A 24,405-nucleotide genomic window follows, 5' to 3' on the forward strand; every position below is an offset into this window, starting at 1 on the left:
TTTATTCGTCCCACGCACGGCCATCACGGGCAATTAATGCCACTGATGCAACGGGGCCAGAAGTTCCGGCCGGGTAAGGTTTTAATGACTGTCCGGTAGTAGCCCATGCAGACAGAATACTGTCACACCATTGCCACGACGCTTCAACTTCGTCACGACGCACAAATAACGCTTGATTGCCGTTAATAATCTCCAGTAATAAACGCTCGTATGCATCGGCTATGCGCGTGTTTTTGAAGGCTTCATTAAAACTTAAATCGAGTTTGGTTGTTTGCAAGCGCTGGGTTTCTTCTAATCCAGGTACTTTATTAAGCATTTGCACTTCAACCCCTTCTTCGGGCTGCAGTCGAATGGTCAGTTTGTTTGGCGGTAACTCTTTGTAATATTCTTTAAATAGATTATGTGATGGGTTTTTAAAATAAACCACTATTTCAGAAACCTTCGAGGTCATGCGTTTGCCGGTTCTAATATAAAACGGCACGCCGGCCCAACGCCAATTATCAATTTCAACTTTTAATGCAACAAAAGATTCGGTGGTGCTATGCAGGTTAGCGCCCTCTTCTTCGAGGTAACCCGGTACTTTAGCACCATCAATAAAGCCTTTTTTATATTGGCCGCGCACAGTATTTTCATTAACGTTATCAATATTAATTGGTCGTAGCGCTTTAAGTACTTTAACTTTTTCATCTCGAATATTATCAGCATCAAGACTTAATGGCGGATCCATTGCAACCAAACTTAATATTTGGATTAAATGATTTTGCAGCATGTCGCGCATTTGACCCGCTTGGTCAAAATAACCCCAGCGCCCTTCAATGCCAACTTCTTCTGCTACGGTAATTTGCACATGATCAATGCTGCGGTTGTCCCATTGCGAGGCAAATAATGAATTGGCAAAGCGTAAATCGAGCAAGTTAAGCACGGTTTCTTTGCCAAGATAGTGATCAATTCGGTAAATCTGTTGTTCGGTAAAGTATTGAGCAACCTGATCGTTTACTTCATTAGAAGTAAACAAACTAGAACCAATAGGTTTTTCTAAGACTACGCGTGATTGCGGATGGTTTAGGCCAACGCTAGCCAGACCATGACATATTTCGCCATAAATCGATGCGGGCACCGCAAAATAGTTAATCACTATCCGTGGTGTTTTCTGGTCTTTGAAACCTAAGGTTTGCGCTAAAGATTCAAAATTTTCACTGTTGCGGCTGTCTAATTTCACATAGTCAATTTTACTGACGAAGCGGGCCACTACATCTTGGTTTAATGCTGGGCCGACAAATTCTGTTAAGCTTTGCTCGACCAACAGTTGGAATTCTTGTTGGCTATGCTCTTGTCGTGAAACACCAACAATGCGACTGCTTGGTGCCAGTAGACCGGCCAACTCCAATTGATATAACGCAGGTAATAATTTACGGCGGGATAGGTCACCTAAGCAACCAAAAATAACGAGATCTGTTTCTTTATTGTGTCTCATATTACTCACATCTAAAATGTCTTCAAAAATTTAATTCAAACAGCAAAGCGGCCAAGCTTGGTTGCCAACGATACTTTTTAAAATCAACTCGGCTACCACTCACTATAACACCGTCACTACGTAATAAGCTCAATTGCAATTGATGGCTAGGTTCACTCGCTGGGATCGCTATTTTACCTTGACTGTTAACCACTCGATGCCAAGGCACCTCGGGGTTATCATTCGCTTTTAAGGCAGTGCTAACTAAACGAGCTCGCCGTGGCAAACCAGCCAAGTCTGCAACTTGACCATAACTGGCAACTTTCCCCGCAGGAATTAGTTTAACCACGGCAATAATTTGCAGCCATTTTTCAGTCATGAACATTGCCGAGTTGATGTTAAGTCATTAGATATTACCGTAATTTATGCTAATAGCCTAAATTTCAGTTTGCTTAACTAATTAACGTCGCTTCGTTGCTCGCGCTCACTTCTTTGGCCGCAGGCGCCGCCATTAATGCTTTGGCATTGTCGAGCATCCGGTTACTAAAGGCCCACTCGTTATCGTACCAAGCCATCACTTTAACTAAGCGACCAGATACGCGGGTTTGCGTTGCATCGAATATTGACGACAGTGGATTATGATTAAAATCGACAGAAACTAAAGGTAAGTGGTTAACACCCAGTACTTTAGATAAAGGAGCGCTACTCGCTGCGGTTTCAATTAATTGATTAATTTCTTCTACACTCGTTTCACGCGCAGCAATAAAGTTTAAATCAACCAATGACACATTCGATGTTGGCACACGAACGGCCAGGCCATCAAATTTGCCCTTAAGTTCAGGAACAACTAGACCAACTGCGGCAGCAGCGCCGGTTTTTGTTGGGATCATCGACAAGGTCGCAGCTCGAGCACGGCGTAAATCACTATGACAACTGTCAGACAATGCCTGATCATTAGTATAAGCATGAATGGTGGTCATTAGACCTGACTCAATACCAATTTCGTCATTAAGTACTTTGGCAAAAGGTGCCAAGCAGTTGGTGGTACAAGAGGCATTAGAGATTACGGTCATGTCGCTGGTTAAAGTGTCATGATTAACGCCGTAAACCACGGTCGCATCAACATTTTTAGCAGGGGCAGAAATAATTACTTTCTTCGCGCCCGCAGTTAAGTGCGGCTGAACAGCTTCTTTTGATGTAAAAATACCACTGCATTCAAAAACAATATCAACGCCTAATTTAGCCCAAGGTAAATGCCCAGGGTTACGTTCACTATACATTGCAATTTTATCACCATTAACCGTCATTACATCAGCTTCGTGGCTAACTTGCGCATTAAAGGTGCCATGAACTGAGTCATATTTAGTTAAATGAACATTGGTTGCAGTGTCCGCTAAGTCATTTATCGCGACCAGCTTAAATTCAGTCTGTTGATTGCTTTCATAAATTGCACGCAAGATATTGCGGCCAATTCGACCAAACCCGTTTATTGCTATTCTAATCGCCATAATTGAAACTCCGTTGCTATGTCCAAGCTACCAAATGTAGTTTAATTACAACATTACCTAACAAAAGAACCAATATCAAGCAAAACAACCCGAGATATGTTGCATTTATTACAAGTAAGCTTGTGTTCATTGCTAAAAATAAAAATCAGTTAGCGTGAACTCGACTATAATTTCAAAATATCCGTCCAGTTGTTAATTAAACAACGCACGCACACGGTTTAAATAGGAGCCAAACAATGGTCACGCAGTTTGCCCAACGGTTAATTACTTCAAGATGGCTAATCGTACTTGGTTGCCTGTGTCTGATAATTGTCGCTGCGATTGGCTTAGCTCAATTACAATTTAATGGTAATCACCGAGTATTTTTTGGTCCCGAAGATCCTAAATTGATTGCTTTTGATCAAATGCAGGCAACGTATAATAAAAGCGATAATGTCGCGATTATTATCGCACCCAAAAACGGCACTGTTTTTACCGCCAAAGCCCTAACACTAGTGTGGCAACTGACCGATCAAGCCTGGCAAATTCCGCACTCGCTGCGAGTCGACTCTATTAGCAACTATCAGCATACCCAATCTGAAGATGATGACTTGTTAGTCGAGGACTTGTTATTGGAGGTTGAAGATCTTAATTCTGAAAAAATTGCGAACATTAAAGCCGTGGCCCTTAATGAGCCACTGTTGCTGCACAAATTAGTTGCCGCCAACGGCGACTCAACCGTCGTTAACGTCACTATTCAATTGCCCGGCCAAGATTTAATAAAGGAACTGCCACAAACCGGTGATTACGTTGACAGCTTAGTGGCACAATATCGTTTGCTGTATCCCGAGATAGATATTTTCACCTCAGGGGTTATTGAAATGAATCGAGCCTTTGCATCTGAAGCACAACATGACGCCAGCACTTTAATCCCCGCGATGTTTGCCACGGTTGTCATCGTACTAGGCTTGTTGTTGCGCTCGTTAAATGCAACATTAGCGACCTTAGTCATTATTATTACCAGCATTGTCAGTACGATGGGCCTAGCCGGTTGGCTTGGCATGGATATAACCACCACCACGGTTAATGTGCCGACTATTGTCATGACCTTGGCTGTCGCCGACTGTGTGCACATTGTAGCAGGGGTACTTTATTTTCTTGCGCAAGGGCAAACCAAGTATCAGAGTATTATTAACAGTTATCAGCTTAACTTTAGCCCCATTTTACTCACTAGCATAACCACCAGCATTGGTTTTTTAACCCTTAATTTTTCTTACTCGCCAGCGATGAACGACTTGGGCAACTTAGTCGCCATTGGTGTGATGTTAGCTTTTGCTTTTTCGGTCACGCTATTCCCAGCGCTGCTAGCGCTAATTCCATTAAAGGTAGTAGACCAATCAAGCAGTAACCGCGGATTTGTCAGCTTAGCTAATTTCATCATTAGTCGTTACCGACAAGTCGCCCTGCTTGCCACCCTGGCAGTTGTCGCGATTAGTTCGCAATTATTTAACAACGTGATCAACGATGTCGCGATTGATTATTTTTCAACTAAAACCGAATTTAGACAGTCAACCGATTACATGTCAGATCACCTCTCCGGTTTATCCCAGCTCGATTACGCCATTGATAGCGGCGAGGAAAATGGCATCAATGAGCCCGAATTTCTTAAAACCATTGCTGCGTTTGAGCAATGGTTATTGTCCCAACCAGAAACAGATCATGTATCAGCCATTACCACCATCGTTAAACGCCTTAATAAAAATATGCATGGCGACGACCCCACGTATTACCAACTGCCCGAGTCTCGTGAATTATCAGCTCAATATCTATTAATGTATGAAATGAGCCTGCCTTATGGCTTAGATCTAAACAATATGCTTAATGTCTCCAAATCAGCCACTAGAGTCAGTGCTAATTTTACTAACTTAGGCAGCAGTGAGGTTATTTCCATCGAGCAACGCAGCTACGCGTGGTTTGCCAAGTTTGCGCCGCAACTGTCGGTCAGCATTGCCAGCACCAATCTGATTTTTGCCTACATTGGCGATCGCAACATGGTTAGCATGTTAATAGGTTCGGCGGTCGCATTAGTACTTATTTCATTCTTAGTGGGTTTATCATTAAAGTCGGTGCGCTTGGGCTTGATTAGTCTGGTGCCCAATATTGCGCCGGCCGCCCTTGGGTTTGGTATTTGGGGTATGCTCGATGGCCAAATTAATTTAGCGCTGTCAGTCGTCACCAGCATTACCCTTGGCATCGTAGTAGATGACACCATTCACTTCCTCAGTAAGTATCAGCTCGCCAAAAATAGCGGCCTTAGTACCAGCGATGCCATTCGTTCTTCTTTCTCATTGGTTGGTCGCGCATTGCTGATCACGACTATTGTGCTGGCCATTGGTTTTTCCATTTTAACCCTGTCTAATTTCACCTTGAATAGCGACATGGGTTTGCTTACAGCAATCATTATTGTCATTGCGTTACTGGTAGATTTCATTTTATTACCGGCAATGTTGTTGATTTTTGACAACCAAACAACCTCTGATAATCCTATCTCGCCCACCGATCCCAAGGAGGTGCAACATGAGCATTAAATTTAGCACACTATTGATCGTCACACTGCCATTGTCAGCAGCATTATGGGCCCAAACACCCGCTGAACAAGGGTTAGAAATAGCCAATGCCAGAAAAGCCGCCGATCGTGGCTGGGTTAGCTCACAATCAGATTCACTGATGATTTTACGCAACAAGCAAGGCGACCAAAGCAAACGAAAACTGCGCAACAAGTCATTAGAAGTCAGCGATGATGGTGACAAAGCCTTGACCATTTTTGATACGCCCAGAGACATTAAGGGCACCGCATTTTTAAGTTTTTCACACAACAGTAAAAACGATGATCAGTGGCTTTATTTGCCGGCGTTAAAACGGGTTAAACGTATTTCGTCGCGCAACAAATCGGGGCCCTTTATGGGCAGCGAGTTTTCGTATGAAGATATGGCCTCATTTGAAATTGAAAAGTTTAGTTTCACATACCTTAAAGACCAAGCCTGCAGCGATCAAACCTGTTATGTGGTGCAAAGCATTCCCACCGACAAATATTCGGGTTATAGCAAGTTAATCAGCTGGATCGACCAAGCTCATTACCGGGTTCATAAAGTCGAATTTTATGATCGTAAAAAATCGCACTTAAAAACTCTAATCGCCAGTGATTTCAAATTATATAATGATCAGTTTTGGCGTGCTCACCAAGCCACGATGACCAATCATTTAACTGGAAAAACTACCGAAATAATCAGCTCGAACATTAGGTTTGATACCGGTTTAACCGCCAAAGATTTTAACAAAAACACCTTAAAGCGAGCGCGTTAATGACCATAAAGCAACGATTTTTGGCTATTACTAGCTTGGTGTTAATAGTTAGTAGCATAACCGTGTTATCAGAGGCACAAGCAGAAATAAGTGTTAGTGGCTCGGTTGGCCTTGAGCAGCGTTACTTTTGGCAAACTGCGCTCGATCCCAGGCAAACCAATAATCAAACCAGTATCACTGGCGACATTGAGCTTTACTGGCAAGCGCCCCAGGGCAACGATAGTTTAACTGTCACCACCTTTGGCCGCAAAGATTTTAGTGATGATCAGCGCAGCCATCTTGAATTAAAACAAGCATACTGGCAGCACCTCACCGCTGACTTCGAGCTGTCACTGGGTTCGAAAATAGTATTTTGGGGCGTTACTGAGTCGCGTCATTTAGTCGATATCATTAACCAAACCGACTTAATCGAATCACCCGATGGTGAAGACAAACTGGGTCAACCGATGGCGCAATTGAGCTGGATTCAAGATTGGGGCAGTCTTGATCTATTTCTACTGCCTTACTTTCGCCAGCCTTTGTATGCTGGTGTCAAAGGCCGGCTACGAACGCAACTTGCGGTAAGCGACCAAGTATTATATCAGTCGTCAGCGGGTCAAAATCACCATGACTTTGCGTTAAGGTTAAACCAAACCATCGGCGATTGGGACGTCGCTCTTAGCGCTTTTAAGGGCACCTCTAGAGAACCCGACTATATTGTAACCAGCCCAACAGATATCACCCCGTACCATCGTCAAATCAGCCAAGTAAGCATCGACGCGCAGGCGGCTATCGACGACTTTTTATGGAAGTTTGAGGCAAGGTATTTCAAGCAAAAGTCTTTACCAACAGCGCTACGTAACTCGGGCAGAATTTTAGCCAGTGATAGCTACGCCGCGGTTACAGCAGGGCTGGAGTATACATTGGTCGGGTTTAATCAGGGCAATAGCGATTTGGGCTTATTGCTGGAGTATAACTACGATCAACATCCCTATTCTGCCTTTAGTGACACCACGTTTGTCGCGGCTCGCTTAGCCTTTAATGATTTTAGTTCGTCTGAAGTTTTGGCGGGCATTAATATTGACTTGGCCAACGGCAACCACAGCATTTTGGTTGAAGCCAGTACACGGGTCGGTGAAAATTTCAAACTGTCGCTAGCTGCTTGGTCTTTTAACAGCAAACCCCAAGACTCAACGTTGTATATGCTACGTCAGGATGACTTTATTAGTCTTGAGATTAAGTATTATTTTTAGTTTGGGCCAAATAATCCGAGCACCGGATAAGAGGATTTAGCCCAAACTAATTAACCCTAGTTTTTTGCCGAAATTAACTGTTTAAGTTCTTCAATTTGGCGCGACAAATCGTCAATCGTTAACTTGCCATCTATCTTGTCTTGAATCGCTTGTTCTTTGGCATGTTCATCTTCAAGCACGTTAACCACAATGCCAATCACCATATTAAGGAAAGCAAAAGTCGTTAAGAAAATGAAAGACAAAAAGTAGACCCAACCAATTGAATATACCGCCATGACTTCATACATTACGTCGGTCCAATCTTCAAAGGTCATGACCCGGAACAACGTTAGCATTGAAATAGAAATATCAGCCCACAAATCAGGGTTAATCACGCCAAAGAAACTGCTGCCAACCGCGGCGTAAATATAAAAAATAATAAACATTAACAACACCACATAACCCAGTTGCGGCAAGGCTCTTAATAACGAGTTAAGCAACAACCGAAGTTCTGGCACAAATGAAACCATTCGCATCACTCGGAAAATGCGGATAAGTCGCCCCACCAGCGCCAATTCACTGTCTTCGACCGGGATTAAGCTGACAATTACCACTAGGCTATCAAAAATATTCCAGCCCTTAGTAAAAAAGCGTTTTTTGTCTTCATCAGCAATAAAACGGATCAAAATTTCAAATAAGAAGATCCCAGTAATAAACCAGTCCATCAATTTAAGGGCACCGAGGGCATATGCCGGAATATCGTAGGTTTTAGCGCCGATTAATAAGGCGGACAATACAATAATCATAATCACAAACAGCTCAAATACTTTGTTGTTTTTTAGCTGCCGTGAATAGGTTTGGATTGCTGAAATATTCATTAACTTAACTCTTTGTTTTGTTGAAGTCGCCATAAAGCGGCATATTCTCCATCTTGTTGTAATAATTGATGATGATTGCCTTGTTCGACAATTTCGCCGGCTTTCATCACTAAAATAGTATCGGCATCGACAATAGTCGACAACCTATGGGCAATCACTAAACTGGTGGTGGTTTTAGCAATACCATTAATCGCATTTGTAATCTGCTGCTCACTGTAGCTGTCCAATGATGACGTTGCTTCGTCGAACACTAAAATCGCCGGATTTTTCAAAATAGTACGCGCAATCGCCACTCGTTGTTTTTCACCACCTGAGAGTTTTAAGCCACGCTCTCCGACTAAGGTGCAATCGCCATCAGGCAAGCTGTCAATAAAACCTCGTAAATGAGCAAGATCAATCGCATCATTAATTTGTTGCTTGCTGGCAGCGGGACGACCGTAGCGAATATTTTCAAAAATAGTGTCATTAAATAACACCGTATCTTGTGGCACAATGCCAATCGCTTGGCGCAGTGATTGCTGGGTCACTTCGCTAATATTGACGCCATCAATTAATATTTTTCCACCACAGACATCGTAAAAGCGGAATAGTAATTTAACTAGGGTCGATTTACCACCGCCACTTGCACCAACCACCGCAACTTTCTGGCCGGCGCCAATGTAAAATGAGATGTTCTTTAAGATGGGTCGCTGCGCTTGGTAATGAAAATCAACCTGCTCAAACCGAATTTCACCACGGGTTGTTACTAATGCTTGGGCATTGGGGCTGTCTTGTACTTGCGGTTGTTTGGCTAATAATAAGAACATTTGTTCGATACTGGCCAGCGAACCACGAATTTCTCGGTAGACAAAACCAAGGAAGTTAAGCGGCATAAAAATTTGCATCGTAAAGGCGTTAATCAGCACAAAATCGCCGAGAGTCATTGTGCCCGCCGCGACTTCAAAAGCAGCCAAACTCATCATGGCGGTCATCGCGAGCGCAATAATAAAAGCCTGTCCGCCATTAAGGGTGAATAACGACAGCCGATTCTTGCGCTTGGCGAGCTCCCACTTAGCCAGCTCGGCGTCGTAACGATTGGCCTCATAAGTCTCGTTTCCGAAATATTTAACCGTTTCATAATTAAGTAAGCTGTCAATCGCCCGGCTATTACTGCTCGAATCAGCCAAATTCGCCTCACGAATATACTGGGTGCGCCACTGTGTCGCCTTAACTGAATACATCGCGTAACTGACTACCGCCAGCACGATCACCAACGCAAAACTAATGCCGTAATTGAATAATAAAATCGCCACCACAAATATAAACTCGATTAGGGTCGGGATAATATTAAAGATCATAAAACGCATTACAAAGTTGATGCCCGAGACGCCGCGATCCATGTCGCGCGATAAACCACCGGTTTGGCGGTTTAAATGAAAATCGAGATCAAGCTGATGTAAATGGTTAAACACTCTAAGCCCAAGTCGGCGCATCGCCCGTTCGGTAACCCGGCCAAAGAGGGTATCACGCAATTCACCAAACAATACCAGCGCTAATCTAAGCACACCATAAGCGACCACCAGCATCACCGGGGCAACCATAACTTGCAACTTATCACCGTCGAGAGAATCAACAATATGCTTGAGAATAAAGGGCAAACCAACGGTCGCTATTTTAGCAAAAACTAAACACAGTAACGCTAAAAACATCCGACCTTTATATTCAGTCAAATAAGGTACTAAGGTTTTAAAAACCGACCAGTTTATGGTCTCGGGAACCTCGTCATGTTGCATGCTGCGCATAGTTTGGCCGTTATTGTTAATTATTAGTGCGCTATTTTACGGGCTAGCGCTGGCGTTGTCAGCATATAAAATAAGCACAATTCAATCAATTACGTATGCTGGCTTACAAATATAAACATCGGTAGGTGCTTAACCAATCTAACGAGCGACATCGGCTTAAAAGCTTGCTAGCATCGCGCCGCAAAAAATTTAACCCAGCAAAAAGGTCTGTTACAAATGAGTAAAGAAAGAGAACATTTTAGTTCTCGATTAGGTTTTATCTTAGCAGCTGCAGGATCAGCTGTCGGGATTGGAAATTTGGTCGGTTTCCCTGTCAACGCCGCTAAAAATGGTGGTGGCGCATTTTTAATTATATATGCGATTTTCGTGGTCGCTATTTGCTTGCCAATTATGGCTGCAGAACTGGCGATGGGTCGCCAAACCAATAAAGGTCCGGTTGGCGCCTTTGGTCAATTGTCAAACCAAAACCCGTTATGGCGCATCACCGGAGTTATTGGGGTAATTACACCCTTTATGATTGCCGTTTTCTATACCGTAATCAGTGTCTGGATTTTAGGGTATTTACTGATGGCTATATTTGGCCAACTTGAATACTTAGCCGCCGATGGCAGCTTTGGCGCGTTCGTTAATAGCCCTTATGTGTTTATATCATTAGCCTTAGTTGCGTTGATTGTTTATATCATTTTAAAACTTGGGGTTCAGCAAGGCATTGAGAAGGTATCAAAAATAATGATGCCGGCATTACTTATCATGCTACTGGCTTTAGTGGCCTTTGTCTTAACACTAGACAATGCACTAGCTGGCGTCGCTTTTTATGTTATCCCTGACATGAGCAAGATCACCGCGTCGGTCATTAATAATGCCCTATCGCAGGCGTTCTTTTCATTGTCATTAGGCATGGGTGTGTTAATTACCTATGGTTCATACCTGAGCAAAACCACCAATATCGTTAACTCAGCAAAATTTGTTGCGCTGGCTGATACTAGCGTCGCATTTATTGCAGGTTTACTGATTTTACCGGCTATTTTCTCGTTTGATCCTAACGTTAATACCGCTGAACTAAGCAACTCATCGATTAGTCTTATTTTTGTATTGCTGCCAAAGATCTTCCTGACGCTGCAAGTCAGCATTGGCTTTGTTGGAGCAAGTGCAATTGCGACGCTGTTTTTCTTGTTAGTATTTTTTGCCGCGATCACTTCGTTGGTGTCGCTAATTGAAGTGCCCGTTGCTTACCTTATCGATGAAAAGCAGCAAACACGTAAAAAAGCGCTGTCGAGCATTGCGGTGTTTGGTGGTTTGCTAACGTTATTGTGCGCGGCTTCATTTGGCATGGTGAGCTGGTTAACAGAAGTAACCAACTACGGTGGCAATGTTAAATCGTTCTTCGATCTTGTTTATGATCTGTTCTACGATACCATTTTACCGCTAAACGGTTTGTTACTGTGTTTATTTGTCAGCTTCCGCTGGAAAAAGCATTCGTTAAACCAAGAGCTCAGTATCGGTAATGATAAATATCAGGGGTCACTGACCCAAAAATATATTAACTTTTCACTTAGCACCTTTATTCCGGTGGTCTTATTAGCTATTTTCCTTAACACTGTCGCCCAAATATATTTTGGTGCGCCATTATTTGGTCAATAACTATTTGGTGAAGAAGCATTTCCCTAAACAAAAGCACGGACACGGATGTCTTTGCTTATGCCCTATTCCGAACCCTCCCCAATATTTAAACGATTTCCCATCAACTCACTCGATAGTTTTATTGCTCATTCTCTTATTTTAAGTCAAAAAGTCAGCTTTATTTCTATGGTACAAAAGAGCTAGTTTCTGCAATTTTGACCATAACAATGGATTAAGCAATGAATAAAATAATGGCAAGTCTGTCGATCAAAATTAAATTAGCGCTGACACTGATCGGCTTGAGCATTTTAGTTTCCAGTGTGTTGTTTTTTTATCAGCAGCAGCGACAAATGGCCGAAAAGTTTGTCGAAGCCAATATCGAAAGTTTGGCCAAAAATTATTTTGACTCGGTCAACACCATGATGTTGTCTGGCTCGATGGCCAACCGCAAGATTTACCAACAAAAAGTCCAAAGTCACGACAACATTACCGGGGCAAAAATTATTCGAGCCGACAAAGTCATTGAGTTATACGGCCCTGGTTTTGAAGATCAAAAAGCACAGAGCGACTTTGACCGCCTCGGATTATCAGGTACCCGATCAATCGAAATTATTGAACAAGATGGCCATCGAGTGATGCAAATAATCTTGCCGATGAAAGCCAGTGCAGACTATCTTGGCACCAACTGCCTTGGTTGCCATCAAGCAACCGAAGGTGAAATTTTAGGGGCGGTAAAAGTTAGCTATGATATGTCAGACAGCGATCAAGAGATTGTGCATGCGTTAATTAAAAGCAGCCTGCTACAGTTGGCCATTATTATGATTGGTTTCGTATTATTAGCGATTATTTTGCAACGCTTAATTTTCAATCGTCTGCGCCGATTACGGGCAACCATTAGCGATATTGAACAAAATCTCGACCTGAATAAAATAATTACTGTCCACCATCCCGATGAACTTGGCGCCGTGAGCCAAGCATTAAATTCAATGATGGCAAAATTTAAACACAGTTTTAGCCATGTCGCCCAAGCCACACTTGCGTTAACTCAAACAGCCCAAGAGGTGAGCGAGATGGCACAACTAACTAAGCAAGCCGTGTTAACTCAAAAAACCGCGACAGAATCGGTGGCAGCGGCGATCAACGAGCTAGACGCTTCAGCCAGTGAAGTTGAACAACATACCAAATACGCCGCTGAAAAATCGATTGCCGCTAATAATGACGCTAGCCAAGGCCAATCGTTGGCGTTACTGGCACGTGATGGCATAAATGATCTTGCATCCGAAATTCAAATCAATAGCCAATTAATTGAAGACCTAAGCACTAAAACCAATGAAGTCGGCAGTATTTTGGAGGTGATAACTAAAATTGCCGAGCAAACCAACTTACTGGCATTAAATGCGGCAATTGAAGCGGCCAGAGCTGGCGAGCAAGGGCGCGGTTTTGCGGTGGTAGCCGACGAAGTAAGGTTGCTGGCAACCCGAACTCGCGATTCAATCAAGGAGATTCAACTGACCATTACTAATTTACAGCAAACCGCGGTCAAAGCTGTCGCTTCAATGCATAGTGTCAGCGCTCAAGCTAACCAAAAGGCCCACAATGTCGCCGATGTCGCCAAGCTGTTAACAAGCATAACCGACCAAATAAAAGAGTTAGATCAGTTAAATGCCCAAATATCTAATGCCGCTACTCAGCAAAATATTGCGGCAGAAGAAATTAACTACAATGTAATCGACATTCGCAATGTCGCAGAGCAATCAAGCGATGATACCTTGCGCGGCGAGCAGATAAGTCAACAGCTGTTGGCATTGGCCAGTGATCTCAATACTCAGGTTGCCCGCTTTAAGCTGTAAGTTTTAAGTAAAGTCGCCAGCCTCAACAAACAGCTTTGGCTGGCGAATGTCCTGACAGGTAAGCTGCTATTGTTAGCAAGTTAAAGGGTTAGTTCATTAACACTTGCTGGCCATAACGGACGATTTCTTGCGACAAGGTTTTATTAATGCCACTCACCAAGATCCAACTATGCCAATATAAAATATCAATTAACCGTTTATCGGGACATAAGTTTATTAGTTCGCCCCGCGCTAACTCATCTTCAATTTGCAAGGTCGGGATCAAGCAATAAGCGACTCCTTTTTTGGCCAAATCAACGAAAGCTTCTGAAGAACGTACACTGTGACAGTAATAATCACTGGCATCGACCTTAAAGTGCTCAGCAATAAAGCGCACATGCATATCATCGTTATGATCATAACTAATGCCCGGTGCCTGCATTAGCGTCTGCGCACTAATGCCCTGTGCAAAGTAACGTTGCTTAAATTCAGGCGAAGCAACTAAGATAAAATCAACCCGCCCGAGCTTGAATGATTGATAACCAGCGAGTGGCTTACTTTGCCGGCTTACCGCACCAATAGCCTCACCGGTCCGTAATTTGTCGATACTGCGGCTTTCATTGCAAATAATTAAATCGAGCTCTACCAAATTATTTTTTAAGATTGGCGCTATCGCATCAAGAAACCAAGTCGCGACACTGTCGGCATTCACCGCGAGCGCGATCTTAATTGGCTGCACTGGAACATCGGGTAATAAATCGGGTAATAGCTCATTTTCAAGCTGCTGAACTCGCTGAAAGTGGCGTAATAGCTTCTCGCCGGCCGCAGTCACGGTAATGGGCTGACTGCGCACAATGACTGGCTGACCAACCGTTTCTTCGAGCAACTTAATCCTTTGCGATACGGCCGACTGGGTAATAAATAATTTAGCCGCTGCCTGTTCAAAGCTTTGGTGCGCCATTACCGCATTTAGTGCGTCGAGCAACTTATAGTCAAACTTCATTAATTGATACTCCTCATCAATAGACACCCTCATTAACAGGCACCCTCAACATTAGCTGAGCTAATGATAAATAAATATTATTAATTTTATTACTTAACATTTCAAGTTCACAATAAGGCATCAAATCAATCAGCGGAATTTCTTCATGAGCATATTAGTGTTAGCAAAAGGCTTTAGCCTAGGTCTTAGTATGATTTTACCTATTGGCGCGCAAAACTCGATGATATTAAATAACGGCATTAATCGTAATTATCATTTAACAACCGCGACCTTATTCGCGATCTACGACGTATCCTTAATCGGTTTGGGTGTTATTGCCAGCGGCACATTAATGAATACCAGCGACCTGATGTATAGTGCGCTAACTTGGGCGGGTATTATATTTTTACTGGCCTACGGCTCAATGTCATTTAAGCAAGCGTTGACGCTAAACAATTCCGATTTAAACCAAGCAGCTAAGAAAAAGTCATTAAAATATGTGCTTATCACCAGTTTGCTGGTTACTTTCCTTAATCCTCATGTCTACATCGACACGGTGATGGTGCTTGGTAGTGTCAGCAGTCAATACCATGGCTCGGCCAAGGTCTATTTTGTGCTCGGACTGATGTCTGCGTCGGTGGTGTGGTTTTATTGTCTTGCAATTGGAGCTGCCAAGCTCTCGGTTTACCTCAGTCGCCCTAAAGTTAAGCAAACCATTGATGTCATAATTGGCTTGATAATGTGGCTAGTTGCTTATTCATTATTTGACAGCTGGTCAATTAAGTTTTATGGCTAAAACCCTAATAATTAAGGTTATTGATAACAAGTCAATGACCGACCAAGGTAAATAGGTTAGGATAAAATTTTGCAAGATCAGGAGATTAAGATAATGTTCAAACTAACGGCCGAGCAATCTCGAGTGATTGGGGTATTACTAGAAAAAGAAACAACCACCCCAGATCACTATCCTTTATCGCTAAATAGCCTGACCAATGCTTGCAATCAAAAAAGTAGCCGCGAGCCAGTGATGGATCTCACCGAATCCGAGGTTCAAGATCTGTTAGATCAATTAACCACACAGCACCTAGTTGGTGAGCAAACCGGTTTTGGCAGCCGGATCATTAAATACAAGCACCGTTTTTGTAACACCGAATTTGGCAGCTTGCAGTTTACACCCCAGCAGCGCGCTATTGTCTGTCTATTGTTATTGCGTGGCCCGCAAACTCCGGGTGAGTTAAGAACCCGATCTAACCGATTAGCTGATTTTACTAATGTTGACGAAGTAGAAGCGGCCCTAAGCAGTTTAAGTGATCACTGCGAAGGTCAGTTAGTCGCCAAGCTCGAGCGCGAACCGGGCAAGCGTGAATCTCGTTATGCTCAGTTGTTTAGTGAGCTAAGCGCGCCTGAAAAAATCGTGCCAGAACAAATACCTGCTAGCACTACCGAGCCTTCGCCACAGCCTCAGTCAGACGCCAACCAGCGGATTGACGAACTAGAGCGCCGGGTTGACCAGTTAACGCAACAAGTAGAAAAGTTAACCGTGCTTTTGGCTAATTAATTTTTGATCGCTATTATCTCGTCAACGAACGCAAGTTGATAGCGGTGCCATGTCACACAGCAACCACATCAAATAAATCAAAGATAGTAATTAGCTGCCCAAACGGTTAAAATATGCCGCTTTTTTAGGAATTTAAACCTTGCGCTTAGCGCAGCAAAAATCTCCTAAACTTTATTAAATCACTTAAGAGTAAATTACATTGATTTCTACAGCTAACATCACCATGCAATTTGGCGCTAAGCCGTTGTTTGAGAACATTTCGGTTAAATTTGGTAACGGTAATCGTTATGGTCTTATCGGCGCAAACGGTTGTGGTAAATCAACGTTTATGAAGATCTTAACCGGTAACTTAACGCCTTCTTCTGGCAACGTATCAGTCGATACTGGCGAGCGTTTAGGCGTGTTGGGCCAAGATCAGTTCGCGTTCGAAGACTTTTCGGTTATCGATACTGTGATCATGGGTCACAAAGAAATGTGGACCGTTAAAGAAGAACGTGACCGCATTTACTCAATGCCAGAAATGAGCGATGCCGATGGCATGCGCGTTGCGGATTTAGAAACCGAATTCGCAGAAATGGACGGTTACAGCGCTGAAGCTCGTGCCGGTGAGATGTTACTCGGCCTAGGCATTGAAGAAGCGCTTCATTATGGTCCAATGTCTGAAGTTGCACCGGGTTGGAAACTTCGTGTTTTACTTGCTCAAGCATTATTTTCTGATCCAGAAATTCTACTGCTCGACGAACCAACCAACAACTTGGACATCGACACCATTCAATGGTTAGAAAACGTGCTTAACGAACGTAAATCTACCATGATTATTATTTCGCACGATCGTCATTTCTTAAACTCAGTATGTACTCACATGGCTGACCTTGATTACGGCGAAATGTCATTATTCCCAGGTAACTATGACGAATACATGACTGCTGCACATCAGTCACGTGAACAGCTAATGTCTGACAATGCTAAGAAGAAAGCACAAATTGCTGAACTGCAGTCATTTGTTAGCCGTTTCTCTGCTAATGCTTCTAAAGCAAAACAAGCAACGTCACGTGCTAAGCAAATTGACAAAATTCAGCTAGCTGAAGTTAAAGCGTCTAGCCGTCAAACGCCGTATATCCGTTTTGAGCAAGAAAAGCAGTTATACCGTAATGCAATTACGATTGAAGGTTTAAGCAAGTCATTTGACGATAACCACATCTTTAAAGATTTTAACATGATCACTGAAGTTGGTGAGCGTGTGGCAATTATCGGTCAAAACGGTGTTGGTAAAACTACCCTATTACGTATTTTACAACGTGATTTGGCAGCAACATCGGGCGAAATGAAATGGTCTGATAACGCGAACCTTGGTTATTACGCACAGGATCACTCAGACGAATTTGAAAGTGACCTAAGTTTATTCGATTGGATGGCTCAATGGATGCACGAAGGTGACGACGAGCAAGCAGTTCGCAGCATTTTAGGTCGTCTGTTGTTCTCGCAAAATGACATCGGTAAGTCAGTTAAAGTAATTTCTGGTGGTGAGCAAGGCCGGATGTTACTTGGTAAAATCATGATGCATAGCCCGAACGTATTGCTAATGGATGAGCCAACTAACCACATGGATATGGAATCAATCGAAGCACTAAACTTGGCACTAGCGAACTACGCTGGCACCATGTTCTTCGTTTCTCATGACCGTGAGTTTGTTTCGTCAATCGCCACCCGTATTCTAGAAATCACCCCACAGGGCATTAATGATTTCCGTGGTACTTACGACGAGTTCTTAGCCACTAAAGAAGCTTAATTTAATTAAGTTTTTTAGTGTCTAAACAAAAACGCCGACAATTGTCGGCGTTTTTTTGCTCGTAATAATACTAATGGCTATATTATGCATTGCCTTTAAACAGCAAACGATCGAGCGATAACAAACCACCGCCGTGTTTAATTAAAAACAGTAAACTTGCGGCCCATAAAATGTGCGTTGGCCACGCATCCGGATATACCAACATTTGAATAACGCCAGTCATGCCGAGCAAAGCCAAGGCACTTAAACGAGTAAACAAGCCAAAAATAAGCGCCAACGACAGCCAAAATTCGGCAAAGGTTGCCAAATAAGCCGCGACTTCAGGATCAATAATCGGCAAGTCATATTCGTATTCAAACAAGGTAAAGGTCGATTGATTGAGATTAAAAAATTGCCAATCTTGACCAAACAGCTGCCAGCCACTGAATTTGGTTTGGGCGCTGCGCCAAAAGACCGCTGCGATCGCCAATCGAGCAGCTAAAATAATCAACTGATTAGGTAAACGGCAACACCAACCTCGCAATGTAACTACTATGTTATTGATCATATTAATGCTCCTGTAATTGTTTCTGTAAGCGTTCCTGTCATCGTTACTGCAATTGTTCCTGTAACCGAAAATCACTAAACAGTGGCAGTCCAAACAAATAAGCCAACATCGGCCCTAATTCATCTTCGTTAAGCGACTCGGTTATTTCACTGACCGATTGTTGAGCCAACAACAAAGTAGCTTGCCACGCTTGCGCTATGCTATGACCAGCGCTAAGTTGACTGATAAAGTTAAAACAATGCGGATTAAGATCAACCACCTGAACCTCAAACTCGCGGCGAAAAACTAACAAATAACAACCACCAGCCTGATCAATATTAAGCGGCTGCGGGTCCGCCTTAAGGTTCTCTTGCCAAATGTCTTCAACTGGCCAGCTCGACTGTAATAAATGCACCGCAGGATCAAGGGTAAAGCTTAGCGATCCCAGTTGCTCTGGCGCAATGTTAGCCAATTGACTTGGCTCAAAATTATCGCAATCGGTCGCATGAAAACACTGGTGACAAATTAACTCTAGTTGGGCGACATCACTTAAGTAAGGTAACTGAGCACAGGCCTGATGTTGGGCAATAAACTCGACAAAGCCCTGACCATATAAAACCAAGGCGCTATTATTTGGCGGATAAAGCCGAACAAATTCAATTGCCAAACCATTAAAAAATTGCTTACCCACCAAGCGTTTGACGATCGGATACAAATCACCAATCGCACAACTTAGTGAATGAATAACGTTATTACGATAAATGTCGAGTCGAGTTCTAGCTTCGATTAAGCCATCAATAGACTCTTTGCTTTTACCTTTGTTTTTACCTTTGTTTTCGCCATTTACTGGCGAAAACTGAGACTTAAACTGTGCCAGCAATAGTTCACTTGACTGCTCAAGCTGCGGCGACAATAAATGCTGACATAGTTGTTGCTGAAAATCGTTTAGCGCATTTTTAGTCATGAAGACCTCGCACCCCAACTAATTGATTAAGGTAATGTTGCGCCTTATCAGCTTCGGCTTGTAACACGGGCCAAGCTGGCACGTCGGTATCCCATTCAATTAACGTTGGCACAGGTCCAACATGCGCTAAAGCAAATTGATAAAGCTGCCACACGGCTTCACAGGTGATGCTGCCGTGGTCGTCAATTCTAATCTCGCCCATGCCTGCTAATGACTGAACAGAGTGCCCGGCTAAGTGAATTTCACCCACCAAATCTGCAGGAATTGCCGTAATATATTGTTTGGCATCAAAGCCGTGATTACAGGCGCTAACAAACACGTTGTTAACATCGAGCAATATTTTACAGCCACTGCGCTGCGCTAAACTCACTAAAAATTCAGCTTCAGTATAATCACAGGCTGACAGTTCAAAATAACTCGATGGGTTTTCTAGCAAAATTTGGCGTTGTAATACGGTTTGAGTATAATCGATGTTTTGGGCCATCAGCGTTAAACTTTGCTCGGTGTAAGGCACCGGCAATAGGTCGTTTAATACCGTTGAGTGGTAGCGGCTCCAAGCCAGATGTTCAGACACTAAACCGGGTTGATAACGGTCAATTAACTGCTTAAGCGCGTTCAAATGATTGCTGCAAACGCCTTCACTGGAACCTAAAGATAAACCAACGCCATGGATTGAAAGCGGATAATTCTCACGAATTTTAGTCAAATTATAATGGGTTGCCCCACCACCGCCCATGTAGTTTTCAGCGTGGATCTCAAACCAACCGACTTTAGGCGCTGCCGCTAAAATATGTTCGAAATGCTGGGGTTTTAATCCAACGCCCGCCGTAGCGGGAATTGAATCAACACCGAGGTTGATCGGGCTGCTCATCAAATTACTTCTCAGTTAAGCTGCCACCAACTAGCTTTTCACAGGTGCCTTTAGCAACTAACATCCAGGCGTTACCCTGAGCATCTTTAGTTGATGTACCGGCACATGAAGTACCTGGGCCAGCTTTACAGTCATTTTGGCCCGCTTTAGCGACGCCATAACATTTTTCCATGTCACCTTTGGCTGCTACTACTGGTGAATTAACGACTGCAAGGGTAATCGCTGCTGCTACTGCAGTATTGAGTATTACTTTATTATTCATAATAAATCCTAATTTAAGCTGAAGAAGTAAGTTGGCGAGTTGCTCGATAAAGAACAAGAGCATACCGGCGTCTTATATAAAGACCTGTGTCCACCGAATAACTTTCAAAAAATATTAATTTTTATTATTCTAGCGATCTAAAACGAGAATTAATAGATTGAATAATAGGAGTTTTTGATCTAAATCTAACTGTTGTTTATTGCAACCAGTAGCTCTGGGGTGATTTGATAACTTTTACTTTCGCCAGTTAACGGGCAAATAAAAGCCAAGGCATAGGCGCAAAGCTGTAGGTCAGCTTCATGGTGCTGCGCTTGACCATAAAGTCGGTCACCAACAATAGGAAAGTTAGCGCTTAAAAGGTGGCGTCTTATTTGGTGTTTACGGCCACTGCCAATACTAATGTCGAGCAATGAAAGGTCTTGTAACGGATCATATTGCAATAACTGCGCAGTCGTCTGAGCGCTGCGATCGTCAATTGGCAAATCAAACTCAAGCTTCGCCGGGAATTGACCCGCGACCACCGCTTGATATTTTTTGCTAATTTGACGCTGTTCGAACAAGTGAGTTAGTTGCTGGACTGCGCCTTTGCTGTGCGCGATCAAAATTAAACCTTGGGTTGCCCGATCGAGCCGATGCACAATAAAAACGGGCCGTTGTGGTTCTAAATTTAATTGGGAAAACCGAGTTATGGTGCTGTGATCGCCCCACTTAGAACCCTGACTCATCATGCCGCTAGGTTTGCTCCACACACTATAGTCCCCACAATCAGCCACTAATTCAGGTTTGGTAAAGTCATCGCTTAGCGCCACTTCGTTATAATACAAATGCACTGACTGCCCAGCTTGTAATAATTTTTTGGCCCGGCGTAACCGTTCGGTTTTAGTGCCAACAGTCAGCCAAACAGCACCTTTATGCATTACCTGCTTAAGTTGTTGTTTCGATAAAGTGCTGTGTTCGCTTAACAACAAAATTGCGGTGGTAGGTTCGGATACATCAAGATGAAGCTCAAAAGATTGCACGAAATAAACTCTGACTGCTAAAGAGCTAATGATACCATTGCCTTAATGTTGTTTGAGAAATTATTTTATTTGCGACGACTAAGCGCAATGCTCCGCCCTGCTAACGCGGGCAACTCAAAGGCAGAGTGAGCATGTAACATCCCGTCGACCTGAGCTTGAGTCTGGCTTAAAAATGGTGCAGCGCGGTGACTTTTCATATCGATATGTAGCAATAACGACTCCATCACAGCCAGCTCTTGGCCACTAGTGCCATGTAACATGGTAAAAAACACCCGCAATTTTTTATTATCGCTTTCCAACAACTGCACTTCAACTCGCAACGGCTCGGCTTCACTGACTTCTCGTAAATAATGAACCATGCTTTGCAGGGTATAAATGGTCACCTGATGATCAGTTCTAAATGCTTCGTCCAAACCTAACCGTACCATTAATTCATCAATTGCCTTGCTAAATACCACCACATAACAAGCGTCATTCATGTGGCCATTATAATCAATCCAATCAGAACTGACCGGTGCTTCGAACACGATTAATTTGGTTGGAATTTTTGCTGTCATTTGTTTTGTCATTACTATCCCTCACAGTTATCTCTCACAGTTATTTATCACCGTTATCTCTCTAGCCATGTTAGCGGTCAATAAAAATAACAACTTGACAAAACTCGCACAATAAATGATATATTTCGACACTAACGAGGTCTTGAATCGCTCAGGGAAATACAACAATGTTTGGTGATAATCCATCGAGTTACCCCCAGAAAATTAATTTTTTGTTAGTGCCCGGCTTTTCGTTGTTCGGCCTCACGTCAATGCTAGGGCCATTACGCCACGCCAATCGCACCAGCAATCGTGAGTTATATCAATGGCAGTTAATTTCTGAATTTGGCGGGCTGGTCTGCAGCAGTGACGAAATAGAAATAATGAGTCATACCAGCATAAATCCACAGCTCGACTGTGCAACCTTAATTATTTGTGCTGGTTACCAGCCGCAAGATCAAATTTCATCAGCGCTGCTTGGTTTTATTCGTCGTCAGGCCAATCATGGCGCCGATATTGGTACCCAAGATACTGCCGCTTATATCGCTGCGGCTGCGGGCATTCTCGATGGTTATCGTACGACTATGCACTGGGAAAACCTCGAGAGCATGGCCCTAACCTACCCTAAAGTGAAATTGTGTCAGGAATTACTGGTGGTCGACCGCCGCCGTTTCTCCTGCCCCGGCGCGCTATCAGGGCTCGACATGATGTTACACCTAATTACTACCCAACACGGCAATGGGCTAGCAACTGCGGTATCAGATGAGCTTATTTATACCGACAAACGCGATCATAACGCACCGCAGCGTACTCAGCTACAAGTGCGGATCGACAGTCGAAATCCGCGACTTAATGAAGCAATTCAACTGATGGAGCGTAACCTTGAAGAGCCCTTGTCCATTCCTGAACTTGCTGAATATGTCGGGGTGTCAGACCGAGAACTCGAACGGGTCTTTAAACATTACCTACAAATTACCCCAAATGCCTTTTACCGTAATTTACGCCTTGATCAAGCACGCTGGATGCTGCAACAAACGACCAACAGTGTCACCAGCATTTCGGTGGCTTGTGGTTTTGCCTCTATTTCCCATTTTACCCGTAGTTACCAAAAACGTTTTAATAAAAATCCTAGCCAGCAGCGCTAGCAACTCCATGCCCTTCGCTTAGTCTCTTGATCCGTCCTCAAACACTGCGATGTCGTAAAAATCTCAAATAGTCCCTTTACGACACCCTGCTCTCAATTGCGAATTTAGGCAAATAAACAGCGAAAAATGACAAAAATATCACAATTTCGATGCGTAATATGAACTCATACCGCAACTCGAGCTGAGCAATCCGCGTCAGTTTCGACCTTAATAGAGTCTGGAATATTATGAATCAAGATGTAATTATCACTTGTGCGATCACGGGTGCCGCCGACACAGCAGACCGTAGCCCTCATGTACCAGTAACCCCTGCACAAATTGCCGATGCCGCCATCGAAGCTTGGAATGCCGGGGCTGCGATTGCTCATATTCATGTGCGAGATCCCGAGACTAAACAATGCTCTCGTCGGTTAGATCTTTATGCCGACGTTTGTCAGCGGCTACGCGCATCGAGCTGCGACATTATTATTAACTTAACCGCAGGCATGGGTGGCGACTTATACATTGGCCCCGATACCAATCCAACCGAATTTGCCCTAGAAACTGACTTGGTCGGTGCCGCTGAACGCCTGATCCACATAGAAGCGCTAAAGCCAGAAATATGTACCCTAGATTGTGGCTCGCTCAATTTTGGCGACGAGAATCTAGTGTATGTTTCAACCCCCCAAATGTTGCGCCAAGGCGCTGCGCGTATTAAAGAGCTGGGCGTGACCGTTGAACTGGAAATATTTGATACCGGCAACCTATGGTTTGCACTGCAAATGATCAAAGAAGGCTTGGTTAATGACAACGCAATGTTCCAACTTTGCCAGGGCGTGCCATGGGGGTGCCCGCCGGAATTTAGTTTATTAAAAGGCATGGTTGATATGCTGCCAAACAATGCCAACTGGACCGCGTTCGCACTTGGACGCAATCAATTGCCTTGGGCCGCCCAGTCTGCCTTATTAGGTGGCCATGTCAGAGTCGGACTTGAAGATAACCTCTACTTGGGCAAAGGCGAACTGGCGACCAACGGTCAACTCGTCGAACGTTCGGTCAACATTATTGAAAACATTGGCGGGCGAGTATTAAGCCCTGCCCAAGCCCGCGACCATTTACGCCTGCGCGGCAGCCAATAATACTATTTCCATT

At 43.6% G+C, this 24,405-nt stretch carries 22 protein-coding genes; 10 read left to right on the forward strand and 12 right to left on the reverse strand.

What is annotated here, in order from left to right; translation table 11 throughout:
• Position 1 precedes the first annotated feature (1 nt).
• From zwf to gap, 3 genes are all read right to left on the reverse strand, one after another.
• Positions 2–1,492: a glucose-6-phosphate dehydrogenase gene (gene zwf, locus HRU23_08515; GenBank protein ID NRA54171.1), complete on the reverse strand. Its 1,491-nt coding sequence runs from the start codon at positions 1,490–1,492 to the stop codon at positions 2–4.
• Between the two features lie 4 nt (positions 1,493–1,496).
• Positions 1,497–1,832: an MGMT family protein gene (locus HRU23_08520; protein ID NRA54172.1), complete on the reverse strand. Its 336-nt coding sequence runs from the start codon at positions 1,830–1,832 to the stop codon at positions 1,497–1,499.
• A gap of 73 nt (positions 1,833–1,905) precedes the next feature.
• Positions 1,906–2,961 carry a type I glyceraldehyde-3-phosphate dehydrogenase gene (gene gap, locus HRU23_08525; GenBank protein NRA54173.1) on the reverse strand — a complete coding sequence of 352 codons (1,056 nt, stop codon included), beginning with the start codon at positions 2,959–2,961 and terminating at the stop codon, positions 1,906–1,908.
• Between the two features lie 236 nt (positions 2,962–3,197).
• Here gap and HRU23_08530 point away from each other — a divergent pair, with 236 nt between their 5' ends.
• From HRU23_08530 to HRU23_08540, 3 genes are read left to right on the forward strand one after another with little or no spacing between them, the layout of a single operon-like run.
• Entirely contained in the window at positions 3,198–5,528 is a 2,331-nt protein-coding gene (locus HRU23_08530) for an MMPL family transporter (GenBank protein ID NRA54174.1), read from the forward strand.
• Positions 5,518–6,303: an outer membrane lipoprotein-sorting protein gene (locus tag HRU23_08535; protein NRA54175.1), complete on the forward strand. Its 786-nt coding sequence runs from the start codon at positions 5,518–5,520 to the stop codon at positions 6,301–6,303. The genes HRU23_08530 and HRU23_08535 overlap by 11 nt, the downstream gene beginning before the upstream one ends.
• Complete coding sequence (locus HRU23_08540) at positions 6,303–7,535, forward strand: hypothetical protein (GenBank protein NRA54176.1); 1,233 nt, start codon at positions 6,303–6,305, stop codon at positions 7,533–7,535. Before HRU23_08535 ends, HRU23_08540 begins: the two co-directional genes overlap by 1 nt.
• A gap of 56 nt (positions 7,536–7,591) precedes the next feature.
• Here the strand turns inward: HRU23_08540 and HRU23_08545 are convergent, their stop codons facing one another.
• Together HRU23_08545 and HRU23_08550 are read right to left on the reverse strand one after the other, a co-directional pair.
• The gene (locus tag HRU23_08545; GenBank protein NRA54177.1) at positions 7,592–8,392 is read right to left on the reverse strand and encodes an ion transporter; all 801 of its coding nucleotides are present in this window, start codon (positions 8,390–8,392) and stop codon (positions 7,592–7,594) included.
• Positions 8,392–10,173 carry an ABC transporter ATP-binding protein/permease gene (locus HRU23_08550; protein ID NRA54178.1) on the reverse strand — a complete coding sequence of 594 codons (1,782 nt, stop codon included), beginning with the start codon at positions 10,171–10,173 and terminating at the stop codon, positions 8,392–8,394. Before HRU23_08550 ends, HRU23_08545 begins: the two co-directional genes overlap by 1 nt.
• 216 nt (positions 10,174–10,389) lie before the next feature.
• On the opposite strand from HRU23_08550, the gene HRU23_08555 reads away from it, so the two are divergent.
• Positions 10,390–11,814, forward strand: a complete 1,425-nt coding sequence (locus HRU23_08555; GenBank protein NRA54179.1) for a sodium-dependent transporter — start codon at positions 10,390–10,392, stop codon at positions 11,812–11,814.
• A 218-nt stretch (positions 11,815–12,032) separates the two neighbouring features.
• Entirely contained in the window at positions 12,033–13,643 is a 1,611-nt protein-coding gene (locus tag HRU23_08560) for a HAMP domain-containing protein (protein ID NRA54180.1), read from the forward strand.
• Positions 13,644–13,731: 88 nt separating this feature from the next.
• Here the strand turns inward: HRU23_08560 and HRU23_08565 are convergent, their stop codons facing one another.
• Positions 13,732–14,658 carry a LysR family transcriptional regulator ArgP gene (locus HRU23_08565; protein ID NRA54181.1) on the reverse strand — a complete coding sequence of 309 codons (927 nt, stop codon included), beginning with the start codon at positions 14,656–14,658 and terminating at the stop codon, positions 13,732–13,734.
• Positions 14,659–14,770: 112 nt separating this feature from the next.
• Between HRU23_08565 and HRU23_08570 the strand changes: the two genes are divergently transcribed.
• From HRU23_08570 to HRU23_08580, 3 genes are all read left to right on the forward strand, one after another.
• Positions 14,771–15,400, forward strand: a complete 630-nt coding sequence (locus HRU23_08570; GenBank protein ID NRA54182.1) for an amino acid transporter — start codon at positions 14,771–14,773, stop codon at positions 15,398–15,400.
• 93 nt (positions 15,401–15,493) lie between these two features.
• Positions 15,494–16,162 carry a DUF480 domain-containing protein gene (locus HRU23_08575; GenBank protein ID NRA54183.1) on the forward strand — a complete coding sequence of 223 codons (669 nt, stop codon included), beginning with the start codon at positions 15,494–15,496 and terminating at the stop codon, positions 16,160–16,162.
• A 199-nt stretch (positions 16,163–16,361) separates the two neighbouring features.
• Complete coding sequence (locus HRU23_08580) at positions 16,362–17,951, forward strand: ABC-F family ATPase (protein ID NRA54184.1); 1,590 nt, start codon at positions 16,362–16,364, stop codon at positions 17,949–17,951.
• An 82-nt stretch (positions 17,952–18,033) separates the two neighbouring features.
• On the opposite strand, the gene HRU23_08585 is transcribed toward HRU23_08580, so the two are convergent.
• The 6 genes from HRU23_08585 to HRU23_08610 all read right to left on the reverse strand — a co-directional run bounded on the left by HRU23_08585 (position 18,034) and on the right by HRU23_08610 (position 22,138).
• On the reverse strand, positions 18,034–18,498 hold the full coding sequence (locus HRU23_08585) for a DoxX family protein (GenBank protein NRA54185.1): 465 nt from the start codon (positions 18,496–18,498) through the stop codon (positions 18,034–18,036).
• A gap of 43 nt (positions 18,499–18,541) precedes the next feature.
• Positions 18,542–19,441 (reverse strand): putative DNA-binding domain-containing protein, encoded by a 900-nt coding sequence (locus HRU23_08590; GenBank protein NRA54186.1) that lies wholly within the window; start codon positions 19,439–19,441, stop codon positions 18,542–18,544.
• On the reverse strand, positions 19,434–20,312 hold the full coding sequence (locus HRU23_08595) for a DUF692 domain-containing protein (protein ID NRA54187.1): 879 nt from the start codon (positions 20,310–20,312) through the stop codon (positions 19,434–19,436). Before HRU23_08595 ends, HRU23_08590 begins: the two co-directional genes overlap by 8 nt.
• A 4-nt stretch (positions 20,313–20,316) precedes the next feature.
• Complete coding sequence (locus tag HRU23_08600) at positions 20,317–20,574, reverse strand: DUF2282 domain-containing protein (GenBank protein ID NRA54188.1); 258 nt, start codon at positions 20,572–20,574, stop codon at positions 20,317–20,319.
• A gap of 185 nt (positions 20,575–20,759) precedes the next feature.
• Complete coding sequence (locus HRU23_08605) at positions 20,760–21,593, reverse strand: RluA family pseudouridine synthase (GenBank protein NRA54189.1); 834 nt, start codon at positions 21,591–21,593, stop codon at positions 20,760–20,762.
• A gap of 65 nt (positions 21,594–21,658) precedes the next feature.
• Positions 21,659–22,138: a thioesterase family protein gene (locus HRU23_08610; GenBank protein NRA54190.1), complete on the reverse strand. Its 480-nt coding sequence runs from the start codon at positions 22,136–22,138 to the stop codon at positions 21,659–21,661.
• Between the two features lie 179 nt (positions 22,139–22,317).
• Between HRU23_08610 and HRU23_08615 the strand changes: the two genes are divergently transcribed.
• Both HRU23_08615 and HRU23_08620 read left to right on the forward strand, forming a co-directional pair.
• Entirely contained in the window at positions 22,318–23,274 is a 957-nt protein-coding gene (locus HRU23_08615) for a GlxA family transcriptional regulator (GenBank protein NRA54191.1), read from the forward strand.
• Positions 23,275–23,501: 227 nt separating this feature from the next.
• Positions 23,502–24,392, forward strand: a complete 891-nt coding sequence (locus tag HRU23_08620) for a 3-keto-5-aminohexanoate cleavage protein (GenBank protein ID NRA54192.1) — start codon at positions 23,502–23,504, stop codon at positions 24,390–24,392.
• The last annotated feature ends 13 nt before the right edge of the window (positions 24,393–24,405 follow it).

Source organism: Gammaproteobacteria bacterium, assembly GCA_013214945.1.
Taxonomy (GTDB): domain Bacteria; phylum Pseudomonadota; class Gammaproteobacteria; order Enterobacterales; family Psychrobiaceae; genus Psychrobium.

What these genes read in the sequence shown, in the direction of transcription:
- HRU23_08575 (NRA54183.1), top strand. Translation starts at nt 15,494, where the DNA reads ATGTTCAAACTAACGGCCGAGCAATCTCGAGTGATTGGGGTATTACTA.
- HRU23_08535 (NRA54175.1), top strand. Translation starts at nt 5,518, where the DNA reads ATGAGCATTAAATTTAGCACACTATTGATCGTCACACTGCCATTGTCA.
- HRU23_08570 (NRA54182.1), top strand. Translation starts at nt 14,771, where the DNA reads ATGAGCATATTAGTGTTAGCAAAAGGCTTTAGCCTAGGTCTTAGTATG.
- HRU23_08540 (NRA54176.1), top strand. Translation starts at nt 6,303, where the DNA reads ATGACCATAAAGCAACGATTTTTGGCTATTACTAGCTTGGTGTTAATA.
- HRU23_08530 (NRA54174.1), top strand. Translation starts at nt 3,198, where the DNA reads ATGGTCACGCAGTTTGCCCAACGGTTAATTACTTCAAGATGGCTAATC.
- gap (NRA54173.1), bottom strand. Translation starts at nt 2,961, where the DNA reads ATGGCGATTAGAATAGCAATAAACGGGTTTGGTCGAATTGGCCGCAAT.
- HRU23_08595 (NRA54187.1), bottom strand. Translation starts at nt 20,312, where the DNA reads ATGAGCAGCCCGATCAACCTCGGTGTTGATTCAATTCCCGCTACGGCG.
- HRU23_08565 (NRA54181.1), bottom strand. Translation starts at nt 14,658, where the DNA reads ATGAGGGTGTCTATTGATGAGGAGTATCAATTAATGAAGTTTGACTAT.
- HRU23_08520 (NRA54172.1), bottom strand. Translation starts at nt 1,832, where the DNA reads ATGACTGAAAAATGGCTGCAAATTATTGCCGTGGTTAAACTAATTCCT.
- HRU23_08615 (NRA54191.1), top strand. Translation starts at nt 22,318, where the DNA reads ATGTTTGGTGATAATCCATCGAGTTACCCCCAGAAAATTAATTTTTTG.
- HRU23_08585 (NRA54185.1), bottom strand. Translation starts at nt 18,498, where the DNA reads ATGATCAATAACATAGTAGTTACATTGCGAGGTTGGTGTTGCCGTTTA.
- HRU23_08620 (NRA54192.1), top strand. Translation starts at nt 23,502, where the DNA reads ATGAATCAAGATGTAATTATCACTTGTGCGATCACGGGTGCCGCCGAC.
- HRU23_08545 (NRA54177.1), bottom strand. Translation starts at nt 8,392, where the DNA reads ATGAATATTTCAGCAATCCAAACCTATTCACGGCAGCTAAAAAACAAC.
- HRU23_08590 (NRA54186.1), bottom strand. Translation starts at nt 19,441, where the DNA reads ATGACTAAAAATGCGCTAAACGATTTTCAGCAACAACTATGTCAGCAT.
- HRU23_08550 (NRA54178.1), bottom strand. Translation starts at nt 10,173, where the DNA reads ATGCGCAGCATGCAACATGACGAGGTTCCCGAGACCATAAACTGGTCG.
- HRU23_08560 (NRA54180.1), top strand. Translation starts at nt 12,033, where the DNA reads ATGAATAAAATAATGGCAAGTCTGTCGATCAAAATTAAATTAGCGCTG.
- HRU23_08555 (NRA54179.1), top strand. Translation starts at nt 10,390, where the DNA reads ATGAGTAAAGAAAGAGAACATTTTAGTTCTCGATTAGGTTTTATCTTA.
- HRU23_08600 (NRA54188.1), bottom strand. Translation starts at nt 20,574, where the DNA reads ATGAATAATAAAGTAATACTCAATACTGCAGTAGCAGCAGCGATTACC.